General features: G+C 70.7%; 9 protein-coding genes. 3 read left to right on the top strand and 6 right to left on the bottom strand.

Annotated elements, in window-relative coordinates:
- Positions 1–189 precede the first annotated feature (189 nt).
- From FRZ32_RS11560 to FRZ32_RS11550, 3 genes are read right to left on the bottom strand one after another with little or no spacing between them, the layout of a single operon-like run.
- On the bottom strand, positions 190–996 hold the full coding sequence (locus FRZ32_RS11560; RefSeq protein ID WP_192901894.1) for a 4-(cytidine 5'-diphospho)-2-C-methyl-D-erythritol kinase: 807 nt from the start codon (positions 994–996) through the stop codon (positions 190–192).
- Positions 996–2612, bottom strand: a complete 1617-nt coding sequence (locus FRZ32_RS11555; protein WP_147043641.1) for a tetratricopeptide repeat protein — start codon at positions 2610–2612, stop codon at positions 996–998. Before FRZ32_RS11555 ends, FRZ32_RS11560 begins: the two co-directional genes overlap by 1 nt.
- Before the next feature lie 31 nt (positions 2613–2643).
- Positions 2644–4290: an electron transfer flavoprotein-ubiquinone oxidoreductase gene (locus tag FRZ32_RS11550; RefSeq protein WP_147043640.1), complete on the bottom strand. Its 1647-nt coding sequence runs from the start codon at positions 4288–4290 to the stop codon at positions 2644–2646.
- A 132-nt stretch (positions 4291–4422) separates the two neighbouring features.
- On the opposite strand from FRZ32_RS11550, the gene FRZ32_RS11545 reads away from it, so the two are divergent.
- The 3 genes from FRZ32_RS11545 to FRZ32_RS11535 all read left to right on the top strand — a co-directional run bounded on the left by FRZ32_RS11545 (position 4423) and on the right by FRZ32_RS11535 (position 8049).
- Positions 4423–5118 carry a uracil-DNA glycosylase family protein gene (locus FRZ32_RS11545; protein WP_147043639.1) on the top strand — a complete coding sequence of 232 codons (696 nt, stop codon included), beginning with the start codon at positions 4423–4425 and terminating at the stop codon, positions 5116–5118.
- The gene (locus FRZ32_RS11540) at positions 5115–6911 is read left to right on the top strand and encodes a lytic transglycosylase domain-containing protein (RefSeq protein WP_147043638.1); all 1797 of its coding nucleotides are present in this window, start codon (positions 5115–5117) and stop codon (positions 6909–6911) included. The genes FRZ32_RS11545 and FRZ32_RS11540 overlap by 4 nt, the downstream gene beginning before the upstream one ends.
- Before the next feature lie 64 nt (positions 6912–6975).
- Positions 6976–8049: a PA0069 family radical SAM protein gene (locus FRZ32_RS11535; protein ID WP_147043637.1), complete on the top strand. Its 1074-nt coding sequence runs from the start codon at positions 6976–6978 to the stop codon at positions 8047–8049.
- Between the two features lie 54 nt (positions 8050–8103).
- Here FRZ32_RS11535 and FRZ32_RS11530 read toward each other — a convergent pair whose 3' ends face one another.
- The 3 genes from FRZ32_RS11530 to FRZ32_RS11520 all read right to left on the bottom strand — a co-directional run bounded on the left by FRZ32_RS11530 (position 8104) and on the right by FRZ32_RS11520 (position 11643).
- Entirely contained in the window at positions 8104–8520 is a 417-nt protein-coding gene (locus FRZ32_RS11530) for a globin family protein (protein WP_147043636.1), read from the bottom strand.
- A gap of 211 nt (positions 8521–8731) precedes the next feature.
- A complete protein-coding gene (locus FRZ32_RS11525; protein ID WP_147043635.1) occupies positions 8732–10396 on the bottom strand; it encodes a glycoside hydrolase family 43 protein in 1665 nt (554 codons plus the stop codon).
- Positions 10393–11643 carry an MFS transporter gene (locus tag FRZ32_RS11520; RefSeq protein ID WP_147043634.1) on the bottom strand — a complete coding sequence of 417 codons (1251 nt, stop codon included), beginning with the start codon at positions 11641–11643 and terminating at the stop codon, positions 10393–10395. Before FRZ32_RS11520 ends, FRZ32_RS11525 begins: the two co-directional genes overlap by 4 nt.
- Positions 11644–11652: the final 9 nt, after the last annotated feature.

The raw sequence follows: 11652 nt of genomic DNA, 5'->3' as shown, positions 1-11652 counted from the left end.
GCTCACGACCCGGCACAGGGGGGCGCGGCGCCCGCCCGGTGGAGCGGGGGCCGCGGGCGAATGTCGGCGCGCGCCCGGCGCGCCTCGACCCGTTCCCCGGACAGCACGCAAGGCGCGTGCCACGACGGATTCGTGCGGCTTGCGGTGGTTAACGGGCGCGGCGGGCCGTGCCGGAACGGGACTCGCGGGTCATTTGAGACGGGTGGCAAGCATCCACCAATGCGGATGCCGGGCGGCGATCCCTGCCGCCGTCTCGTCCCGCGCCGCCGCGGAGTCGAACAGGCCGAAGCAGGTCGCGCCGGAGCCCGACATGCGGGCGACGCGCGCCGCCGCGAGTGCGTCGAGGACCTCGTCGATCGCCGGCGCGATCCGCCGGGCCGGCGCTTCGAGATCGTTGCGCCCCTCCTCCCAGTCGCCGAGGGGGCCGCCGTCGCGCCCGTCCCAGGCGCGGAAGACATCGGCGGTCGACACCGGAAGGCGCGGGTTCACGAGGAGCAGCGGCGTGCCCGCGAGCCCCGGGAGGTCCACGGCCCGCAGCCTGTCCCCCCGCCCCTCGCCGCGCATCGTCCGGCTGGCGAGGCAGGCGGGCACGTCGGCGCCGAGCCCGGCGGCGATCGCGCCGATCGCCTCATCGCCGATATCGAGCCGCCAGAACCGGCGCAGCAGCCTGAGCGTCGCCGCCGCGTCGGCCGATCCGCCGCCGATTCCCGAGGCGACGGGCAGCTTCTTGTCGAGCGTCAGCGCGGCATCGCCCACGATCCCGGCGCGATCCGCCAGCGCCCGCGCGGCGCGAAGGACGAGATTGTCGGGCTCGTCGGCAAGGTCCGCCGCGAACGGCCCGGTGACGCTGAGCGTCAGCCCCGCGCCGGGCGCCGCGGTCAGCACATCGCCCGCCTCGGCGAAGGCGAAGATCGTCTCGATCCGGTGATAGCCGTCGGCCTCACGCGCGCGGACGTGGAGGGCGAGGTTGAGCTTGGCGCAGGCGGTTTCGCGCATCAGCGCGCGGCGGCCTGCGCGTCCGGGCCGCCGGCGATCTTGCTATCGAGCCGAGCCGCGTCCTCGCCGTCGGCATAGACCCGCGCCGCGCGCCAGGCGAAGCGCGCATCGAGCCGCCGCCCCATCGCATAATAGGCATCGCCGAGATGCTCGTTGATCTCGACATCGGCGGGCGCCGCCTGCGCGGCGCTTTCCAGCAGGGTGATCGCGCCGGCCTTGTCGCCCTTGAGGAACAGCGCCCAGCCGAGCGAATCGGTGATCGCCGCATTGTCGGGCGCAAGTCGATGCGCCTCCCTCACCATCTGTTCGGCCGCGGCCATGTCCTCGCGGTGCGAAAGCTGGCCATAGCCCAGATAGTTGAGGATCAGGGCGTTGTTCGGCTGGATGCGGTTGGCGCGTTCGAGCAGGGCGCGTGCCGCCGGCCAGTTCCCGGCCTGGTCGAGCGCGCCGGCCTGGGCGAGCAGGATCGCCGCTTCGGGCATGTCGTTGGGGCCGCGAAGCTCGACCGCGCGACCGAAGGCGGCGGCGGCGTCCGCGCTGCGGCCCATCGCCATCAGCACCTGGCCAAGCCGGATCTGGTCACTCGCGCCCGCGCCTGGCGCGCCGGCCGCCGCCTCGGCATCGGCCAGCGCTTCAGCCGCATTCCCGGCCGCGACCAGCAGCCGGGCGCGCGTGTCGCGGACCACGTCGGCGAAGGGATCGGCGGCATCGACATGCGCGAGGAGCGGCACGGCTTCGGCCGGCCGGTCCTCCTTCGCGGTCAGCTCGGCGGCGATGAGCCAGCCCTCGCTGCTCGCCGGATCGAGATAGGTCGCGATCCGCGCGAAGCCGATCGCCGGCGCGGTGAGATCGCGCGAATCGAGATCGAGCGCGAAGCGGAGCAGCAGCTCGGCCATGCCGCTGTTCGCGCCGTCGAACGCGCCGGAGACCGGGCGGCCCGCCTGGACCAGCGAACGCGCGGCGACGATCGGGCCGTCGTCCCCGGCGAGCAGGGCAAGCGCGCCGGCACGATCGCCGCGGCTCGCGATCAACCCGGCGCCGGCGATCCTGAGGCGCATCGATCGGACGCTTTGCGCGCCGGTCGCCGCGTCGAGCGCCGCGCGGCCCTCCGGCCGGTTCATCGCGACGAGCAGCAGCGCATGATGCTCCTCGACATAGCCGCCGGCGCCATCGCCCTGGCCGAGCTGGGCGAGCGGATCGCCGGCGCCCGATCCATAGGCGATCCAGGCGCGCAGGATCGGCGCCATGAAGGCGAAGATCCGCTCGCGCTCGGCGGCCGCGACCTCGCGCCGCGCCGTGGCCCAGTCGCGGCGTCGGAAGGCGTCGGCGACGATCAGCAGGCGTGCGTCGGGCCGAAGCGCCCCGGCCTGCTCCAGCGCCCGCGCGCCGCGCAGCGCCAGCGGCCAGTCACCGGCCGAGATGCCGTGGCTCATCGCCTGGGCGGCGACGATCTGGTTGTCCGGCGCGGCATCGAGCACGGCGGCGAAATCGGCGCTGGCCCGGTCGTCGGCGCCGGACGAGGCGGCGAGGCGGGCCTGGACGTAGCGGGAGAGTGGCGATGCGGTGCCGATGTCGCCCGTCGGCGCCGCTGTCGCGCCGGCCGCGGCCGCCCCCATCGCAACGGCGAGGGAGAGGCGAACGAGCGGCTTACATATTGGGATAATTGGGGCCTCCTCCGCCTTCCGGCACCACCCAGTTGATGTTCTGGGTCGGATCCTTGATGTCGCACGTCTTGCAGTGGACGCAATTCTGCGCGTTGATCTGAAGCCTGGGTGAACCGCCCTCCTCGACGAACTCATAGACGCCCGCGGGGCAGTAACGCTGCTCCGGCCCGTCATAATCGGCGAGGTTCACCCGGACCGGGATCGTCGGGTCCTTCAGCGTCAGATGGACCGGCTGGTCCTCCTCGTGATTGGTGTTGGAGAGGAAGACCGACGACAGGCGATCGAAGCTGATCACGCCGTCGGGCTTCGGATAGGCGATCGGCGCGACGAGATCCTTGCGCCACAGCCCCTCATTGTCGGGGTGATGCTTCATCGTGAACGGAAGGCCGATGCCGATCTGGCGCATCCACATGTCGATCCCGGCGAGGAAGGTGCCGATCGCGCCGCCGAACTTCGCCACCATCGGCTCGACATTGCGGACCATGGCGAGCTCCTTGCCGACCCAGCTCGCGCGCAGGTTCGGCTCGTAATCGGCAAGCACGTCCCCGCCCCGGTCCGCGGCGATGGCGGCGAAGGCGCTTTCGGCGGCGAGCATTGCGGATTTCATCGCCGTGTGGCTGCCCTTGATCCGGGGCACGTTCACGAAGCCCGCCGCGCAGCCGATCAGGGCGCCGCCGGGAAAGGCGAGCTTCGGCACCGCCTGCCAGCCGCCCTCGTTGATCGCGCGCGCGCCATAGGAGACGCGCCGCCCGCCCTCCAGGAACTGGCGGATCGAGGGGTGCTGCTTCCAGCGCTGGAACTCCTCGAAGGGCGAGAGGTGGGGATTGCGATAGTTGAGCGCGACGATGAAGCCGAGCGCAACCTGCCCGCCCGCCTGGTGATAGAGGAAGCCGCCGCCCCACGCATCGTCGAGCGGCCAGCCCTGGGTGTGGATCACTCGGCCCGGCTCATGCTTCGCCGGATCGATGTCCCACAGCTCCTTGAGGCCGATGCCATAAGTCTGCGGCTGGCTGTCGGCGTCGAGCGCGAAGATGCGCTTCAATTCCTTGGTGAGGTGGCCGCGCGCGCCCTCCGCGAAGAAGGTGTAGCGGCCGTGCAGCTCCATGCCGGGCTGGTAATCGCTCTTGTGCGTGCCGTCGCGGGCGACGCCCATGTCGCCGGTCGCCACGCCCTTCACCGATCCGTCGTCGTTGAACAGCACTTCGGCTGCGGCGAAGCCGGGGAAGATCTCGACGCCCAGCGCCTCGGCCTGCCCCGCAAGCCAGCGGCAGAGATTGCCGAGGCTCACCGTATAGGTACCCTTGTTCGACATGAGCGGCGGCATCATCAGGTGCGGGAAGGCGAACTTGCCTTTCTTCGTGAGCACCCAATGCTCGTTCTTCGTCACCGGTACGGTCAGCGGGCTGTCGAGCTCGCGCCAGTTCGGGATCAGCTCGTTGACCGCCTTCGGATCGACCACCGCGCCCGACAGGATGTGCGCGCCGACCTCCGATCCCTTTTCGAGGATGCAGACCGACAGCTCGCGCCCAGCCTCGGCGGCGAGCTGTTTCAGGCGGATCGACGCCGCAAGGCCCGCCGGCCCGGCGCCGACGATCACCACGTCATAGGCCATCGACTCGCGTTCGCTCATTCACTCGCTCCCCTCGAAAGGCTCCTGTCGTCGCATCCCGCCAACGGCTGGCAGATAAACAGGCCCTGTCCGATTGACCAGCCCGTCGGCGGCTGACTCTATGGACCGGGAAATTACGGGGTAGAGCGAGGAATGAGCGGGGACTGGGCGACGAGCGCCCTTGGCTGGTGGCACGATGCCGGGGTCGACACGATCGTCGCGGAAGCGCCGCGCAACTGGCTGAAGCCGGCAAGCGCCGCGCCGACGGCGACCGCTTCCGACCTTCCCGATGCGGCCGTCCAGTCCGGCTTGCCCGACGATCTCGCGGCCTTCCGCCTCTGGCTCGCCGAGAGCCCGGATCTTCCGCTCGCCGCGCCGACGGCCCGCCGCTTCGCGCCGGAAGGCGATCCCACGGCCGATCTCATGATCATGGTCTCGATGCCGGGCCGCGCAGGGCTGGTCGACGGCGACGAGGGCGCGCTGCTCGATCGGATGCTCAAGGCGATCGGATATGCGCGCGACAGCGTCTATCTGGCGCCATTGTCGCCGATCCGCACACCGACCGGGCGGCTCAATGCCGACGACCTCAAGATGCTCGGCCCGATCGCACGCCACCATGTCGCCCTGGTGAAGCCCAAGGCGCTGCTGCTCTTCGGCGATGCGTGCGCGCAGGCGCTGGTCGGTGCGCCGGTCTCGGGCGCGCGCGGGCGCTGGCACGAGGTCGAAACCCCGGCCGGCCCGATCCGCGCGATCGCGACGATCCGCCCCGAGGACATGGATCGGACCCCAGGCCTCAAGAAGCTCGCCTGGGAAGATCTCCAGATGCTGATGGAAGGATTGAAGGCATGATCCGCACTGCCCTCTTCCTCTGCGCCGCAGGGATCGCCCTGTCGCCCATCCCGGCCTTCGCGACCGACGCCGGCGCCGACTCGGGCCCGCGCGCCGCCCGCGAGGCGGATGTGCCAAGGATGCTGAGCGCGTCCGAGCGCGACAATTATCGCGCGGTCTTCGCCGATCTCGACGCGGGCAATTGGGCGAGCGCGGCCGGCCGGCTCGACGGCATGACGCCGGGATTGCTCCACCCGCTCGCCCGCGCCCTGCTCTACACCATGCCCGGATCGCCGCGTGTCGAGGCCGGCCCGCTGATGGACCTGCTGCCGCGTGCGCGTGAGCTTCCCCAGGCGGCGGATCTCGCCCGGCTTGCGACGCTCCGCGGGGCAAGCGAGCTGCCGGACCTCCCGACCCCCCAGCGGCTCGCCAGTCTCGGCGGCCAGCCGCGGCGCGGGCGCGGCCCGCGCATCGTCGGCGATCCGGTCGCCGACCAGCTCGAGCCGCTGATCAACCCGCTCCTCGTCAACGATCGGCCGCAGGAGGCGGAAAGCCTCTTCGCCGCGCGCAGCGCCGATCTCACCGCCGAGGCGCGCACCCAATATCAGCAGCGGATCGCCTGGGTCTATTTCCTGAACGGCCTCGATCGCGACGCGCTGCGCGTGGCCGAAGATGGCGCGCGCGGAACCACCGAATGGGCTGCGCTCAGCGACTGGGTGGCCGGGCTCGCGGCCTGGCGGCTGGCCGATTACGACGCGGCGGCGCGCCATTTCGATGCGGTGGCGGGCCGCTCAAGCGATTACGAGCTCGTCGCCGCCGGCCATTACTGGGCCTCGCGCGCCGATGTCGCGGCCGGACGGCCCGAACGGTCGCAGGGCCGGCTCCTGGCCGCCGCCCGGCTCGGCGAGACGTTCTACGGCCTGCTCGCCCAGAGCGCGCTCGCCATCCACCGTCCGCCGACGGATCAGGATCCCTTTACCGAGCGGGACTGGCGGGCGATCGAGGGCAATTCGAACGTCCGCGTCGCCGTCGCGCTGACGGAGATCGGCGAGACGGGCCGCGCCGGCGATCTGCTTCGCTGGCAGGCCCGGATCGGCGCGCCGCGCGATCACCTTGCCCTGGTCCATCTCGCCGCGAAGCTGAACCTCACAAGTGCCCAGATGTGGCTCGCCCATAACGGCCCGCGCGGCACCAGGGTCGAGACGATCGACCGCTATCCGGAGCCGAGCTGGCGGCCGGCGGGCGGCTGGCGGGTCGATCCGGCGCTCGCCTTCGCCCACGCGCTCCAGGAATCGGGCTTCCGGCCGGAAGCGGTGAGCCCGGCGGGCGCGCGCGGGCTGATGCAGGTCCGGCCCGGCAGCGCCGGCGACATGGCCCGCGCGCGCGGCGCGAGCGTCACCGCGGCGCAGCTCAACGATCCCGTCGTGAACCTCGAATATGGCCAGGCCTATCTCGAATATCTGCGCGATCAGGATTGCACCGGCGGCCTGCTTCCCAAGGTGATCGCCTCCTACAATGCCGGGCCGCTTCCGGTGGCGACGTGGAACAGCCGCTACGACCAGAGCGATCCGCTGCTGTTCATCGAGACGATCCCTTATTGGGAGACGCGCGGCTACGTGCCGATCGTCCTTCGCAATTACTGGATCTACGAGGGCCGCGACGCCGACAGCTCGGTCAGCCGCCGCGCCCTCGCCCAGGGCATGTGGCCGCGCTTCCCGGGCATGAGGGGCGCCGTCGCGGTGCGTATCCCGCCACGCCCGGCGCCGGTGCAGACGGCGATGGCCCCCGCCTCCACCCAGACCGCCGGCGACTGAACGCGCGCCCGCGCGGCGCGGATTGTTCTTGATATGTTCCCGTCCGTCGCTTAATCCCGGGCGGATGCGGCCCGATGTCCGTCCCGGTCGCGGCGCGCCCGAGAATCGCACGCCGACGCGTTTCAACCTGAAGGTCCGCGAGGCCGACGGGGACTGGCTGGACGCGCGCGAGGAGCAGGATGGCGGCGCGCCGCCGCTGCGTACCAGCGTCACCGTCGAGCATCCGAAGACGATCATCAGCCGCAATCAATCGCCCGACGTCGGCTTCGATCGCTCGATCAATCCCTATCGCGGCTGCGAGCATGGCTGCATCTACTGCTTCGCGCGGCCGACCCATGCCTATCACGATCTCTCGCCCGGCCTCGATTTCGAAAGCCGCCTGTTCGCCAAGCCCGATGCGGCGAAGCTGCTTCGCGCCGAGCTGGGCCGGCGCGGCTATCAGGTCCGACCGATCGCGATGGGGACGAACACCGATCCCTATCAGCCGATCGAGGCGAAATGGCGGATCACCCGCTCGATCCTCGAAGTGCTCGCCGAAACGAGGCACCCGGTGACGATCACCACCAAGTCGGACCGGGTCACGCGCGACATCGACATCCTCGCGCAGATGGCGGCGCAAGGCCTTGCCGGCGTCGCGCTTTCGGTGACCTCTCTCACCCCGGCGATCTCGCGGACGCTGGAGCCGCGCGCGCCGGCGCCGCGCAAGCGCCTCGCGGCGGTGAGGCGGCTCGCCGATGCGGGCGTCCCCACCTACGTCTCGATCGCGCCGGTCGTTCCCGGGATCACCGATGACGAGCTGGAGGAGATCGTCGCCGCCGCCGCCGATGCGGGGGCAATCGGCGTCTTCTTCCTCCCCGTCCGCCTGCCGTTCGAGGTCGCGCCCTTGTTCCGCGCCTGGCTCGACGAGCATTTCCCCGATCGGGCCGGCAAGGTCATGCACATCATCCAGTCGCTCCGCGGCGGCCGCGACAACGATCCCGATTTCTTCACCCGGATGCGCGGGAAGGGCCCCTGGGCCGCGCTGCTGCGCACCCGATTCGAGCGCGCGGTGAAGGCGCACGGCCTCAACATCGAGAAGCGGCCCCTGCGCACCGACCTGTTCGAACCGCCGCAGGGCGATCAGCTGAGGCTGCTTTAGGCTCGCGACTCGTTGAGCCGCGAGCCCGGACCACTCGGGGCCGCGCTTGGCCAGTCAGCCGTTGGCCGCGACCTTGACCGGCTTCAGCGCGCGAACCACCATCCAGAATGCGTCGCACCAGGCGGGCGCGACGTCGCGCGGCACGTTCGGGCCGAGCAGGTCGCTCATCACAGGCACCAGCGCATCGCCGAACCGCGAATAGAAACGACCGTCGATGCCGAGCGCGGCGTGACGGCTCGAGACGTCGTCGAGCGGACGAAGCGTGCCCGTCCCGCTGAGGCTGTGCGCCTGATCGATCAGCAATTCGGTGAGCGTGCGTGCGATCGTCTCGACATCGCGGGCGCTGCGCTGGCGGGAAACGCCGCGCAGGGCCCAGGCGAGACGGGCGACGATCGCCTCCTTGTGCTGGCGGACGAGGGGGAGCGTGCGGACCAGCATGTCGCGCTGGTGCAGGCTGATCGGTGTCGACATGATTGAGTTCCTTTCGGCCGCGCCGCGCCTTCGCGACCGGCCTTTCAAACGGTGGAAATCGCGGCGCGGGCGGACCCGCGACACGGCCGGATTTTCGCGTGATGATCGCCCTCGCGGGCCGGGCGTCAGTGGACGCGCCGCCCCGAGGGCCGCGTGCGTGCCATCAGGCTGCTCCCATGCAGCCGGAACCGTTCGAAAGAGGGAAAGCGCCTCATGCCCTCAACATAGGCCCTGCTCCCAGCCGGGACAAGGCGGCAGGCCAGTCGAGCCCGGTCGGGCCGGCTGCGTAATCGCGCTCGCGATAGGCGAACCAGTCGAAATCCGCGGGGCGCGCGGTGCCGGCCATGTCCTGGCAGGCGAGCCCCACGAAGGCGCCGGTGAAATTGGGCAGGCCCGGCGCGCTGGCTTCGTCGGACAGGATCGAGGCATCGAAGATTTCGGGAATCCACGTCCAGCACGCCTGTCCCTCGGCCCGGAAGGCGAAGCGCAGACGTTCGTAATCCACCTCGCAGCGCAGCTCGATCCGCCCCGGCGGAATCGCGACCGGCGCGGTGAAGGCGTCGGCCTGCGGGGCGTCGGGGAGCGCGGACATGACGCGGATGTGCCGGCCCAGCGCCTCGTCATGGCTGACGTGGAGGTAATGGAACTTCGCCGCGTTATAATAGCAGACCAGCCCCGCCGCTTGCTGGTAATGCGCCGGATCGAAGTCCATCGCGCAGGCGGCGGAATAGCAGAAGGCCTGCTGCCGCCGCGCGACCAGCGCCTGGGTGAAGAGGCTGCCGATCGACTCGCGGCCGTATAGGCGCAGATGGCCGGGCCGCGCGGAAAGGCTGAAGATCGCCTCCGGCTCGGGCGTCCGCAGCCACTGGAAATCGATCGCAAGCCCGGGCGCGTCGAAATCCTCCCGCTGGTCGATCGATGGCCCGCGCTCGGCCTCGACCACGGGCAATCCGTCCCCCGCCTCGGTGCGCAGCCACCCGTCCGCGCCCCAGCACATCTTCTGGATCGCCGTCTCGCGCCCCATGACGCAGCGGCCCCGGTTCGACAGCGGGCGGCCGCACAGATAGACCATCCAGGTCTCCCCCGCCGGCGTTTCGACCAGATCGGCATGGCCGGCGCGCTGCAACGGCGCATCGGGCCGGTCGCGCGCCGACAGGATGTGGACGTCGGGATGGAGCTCGTAGGGTCCTTCGATCGATCGCGCGCGCGCCATCGTCACCGCATGGTTCCAGCCGGTGCCGCCCTCGGCGGTGAGCAAATAGTAATGATCCCCGCGCCGGTAGAGATGCGGCGCTTCGGTAAGGCCCAGCGGCGTGCCTTTGAAGATCAGCCGGCGCTCGCCGATCAGGCGGCGGGCCCGCGGGTCATATTCCTGGAGGACGATCCCGCCGAAGCGGTTGCGGCCGGGCCGATGGTCCCACAGCATGTTGACCAGCCATTTGCGCCCGTCCGCGTCGTGGAAGAGCGAGGGATCGAAGCCGCTCGAATTGAGGTGAACCGGGTCCGACCACGGCCCGTCGATCGTCTCGGCCGTCACCAGGTAATTGTGAAAATCGCGCAGGCTCGCGCCCGAAGCGCCGGCCGTCGTGGTGCGGCCGTAGCGCTTCACATCGGTATAGACGAGGTGGAAGCGCTGGCCGTCATGGCTGAGGCACGGCGCCCAGACTCCGCATCCGTCCGGATCGCCGCGCAGGTCGAGCTGGCTGGCGCGATCGAGCGGCCGGGCGACGAGCCGCCAGTTCTCGAGATCGCGGCTATGATGGATCTGGACGCCGGGAAACCATTCGAAGGTCGAGGTCGCGACATAATAATCCTCGCCCACCCGCACGATCGACGGATCGGGATTGAAGCCGGGCAGGATCGGGTTGCGGATCATGCGGCGGCGGGCCTCCTCACCAATGCCCAGAGCACCGCCGCGCCGAGCAGGTCGAGCAAGGCGAGCGCGACGAAGAAGGGCGTATAGCCGATCCGCGCGACCAGCCCGCCGATGGCGAGCGAGAAGAGGAGGACGCCGAGATTCGCGAACAGCCCGGCGGAGCCGGCGACGGTGCCGACCTCGTGCCGGCGGAACAGGTCCGGCGCCATGGCGATGACGGTGATCGACAGCGTCTGGTGCGCGAAGGCGCCGAGGCAGAGCAGGCCGATCGCGGCATAGGCGCTTTCCACCGTGCCGACGAACATCATCCCGGTCATCATCACGGCGCCGAGCGTGAACGCGCCCTTGCGCGCGGTGATGAGGTCGAGCCCCCGACGCTGCAGGAACAGCGCCACCGCCGGTCCGAACAGGCAGCCAAGGTCCGCCGCGACGAACGGGAGCCAGGCGAAGAGCGCGATATGGGCAAGATCGAAGCCGCGCGCCTGGGTGAGGTAGAGCGGCATCCAGAAGGTCAGCGTCCCCCAGGTGGGATCGGCGAGGAAGCGGGGCAGCGCGATGCCCCAGAAATTGCGCTGGCGGGCGATGGCGAGGAACGAGGGACGCGCATCGCCGGCGGCGAGATGCGGCTCCTGCCCCGCCGCGATCGTCGCGCGCTCGTTCTCCCCGAGCGCCGGATGCTCGGCCGGCGGGCGATAAGCGAGCCGCCAGCACAGCGCCCAGACCAGGCCGAGCGCGCCGGCGATGACGAAGGCCGCGCGCCAGTTCCACATCCAGATCGCCCAGACGACGAGCGGCGGCGCCAGCACGCCGCCGAGCGACGCCCCGATATTGTAGAGGCCGGTCGCCAGCCCCCTCTCCTTCGCCGGGAACCATTCGGCGACGACCTTGAGGCCGCCCGGGTGCGCCGCCCCTTCGGCGAGGCCGAGCGCGCCGCGCAGTCCGGCGAGCGCCCGCCAGCCGCCAGCCAGCCCGTGCGCCATGGTGATCGCGCCCCAGGCTGCGGCGAACAGCGCCAGGCCGGCGCGAATCCCGATGATGTCGAGCAACCAGCCGGTGATCGGCTGCGCCATGATGCCGATCTGGAAGGCGGCGGTGATCCACGAATATTGCTCGGCGTCGATGTCGAGATCGGCCATCATCGTCGGCGCGGCGACGCCGAGCGTCGATCGGGTCAGGAAATTGAGCGCCGTCCCCGCCATGACGAGGGCGATGATCCACCAGCGCAGCCCGCGGATATGCCGTCCCATAGGCGCTCG

This window comes from Sphingosinicella ginsenosidimutans (assembly GCF_007995055.1).
Classification (GTDB): domain Bacteria; phylum Pseudomonadota; class Alphaproteobacteria; order Sphingomonadales; family Sphingomonadaceae; genus Allosphingosinicella; species Allosphingosinicella ginsenosidimutans.
The sequence above is the reverse complement of the archived record's forward strand: the minus strand, read 5'-3'. Positions and strand labels throughout refer to the sequence as shown.

What these genes read in the sequence shown, in the direction of transcription:
- FRZ32_RS11545 (WP_147043639.1), top strand. Translation starts at nt 4,423, where the DNA reads ATGAGCGGGGACTGGGCGACGAGCGCCCTTGGCTGGTGGCACGATGCC.
- FRZ32_RS11535 (WP_147043637.1), top strand. Translation starts at nt 6,976, where the DNA reads ATGCGGCCCGATGTCCGTCCCGGTCGCGGCGCGCCCGAGAATCGCACG.
- FRZ32_RS11555 (WP_147043641.1), bottom strand. Translation starts at nt 2,612, where the DNA reads ATGGGGGCGGCCGCGGCCGGCGCGACAGCGGCGCCGACGGGCGACATC.
- FRZ32_RS11540 (WP_147043638.1), top strand. Translation starts at nt 5,115, where the DNA reads ATGATCCGCACTGCCCTCTTCCTCTGCGCCGCAGGGATCGCCCTGTCG.
- FRZ32_RS11530 (WP_147043636.1), bottom strand. Translation starts at nt 8,520, where the DNA reads ATGTCGACACCGATCAGCCTGCACCAGCGCGACATGCTGGTCCGCACG.
- FRZ32_RS11550 (WP_147043640.1), bottom strand. Translation starts at nt 4,290, where the DNA reads ATGAGCGAACGCGAGTCGATGGCCTATGACGTGGTGATCGTCGGCGCC.
- FRZ32_RS11560 (WP_192901894.1), bottom strand. Translation starts at nt 996, where the DNA reads ATGCGCGAAACCGCCTGCGCCAAGCTCAACCTCGCCCTCCACGTCCGC.
- FRZ32_RS11520 (WP_147043634.1), bottom strand. Translation starts at nt 11,643, where the DNA reads ATGGGACGGCATATCCGCGGGCTGCGCTGGTGGATCATCGCCCTCGTC.
- FRZ32_RS11525 (WP_147043635.1), bottom strand. Translation starts at nt 10,396, where the DNA reads ATGATCCGCAACCCGATCCTGCCCGGCTTCAATCCCGATCCGTCGATC.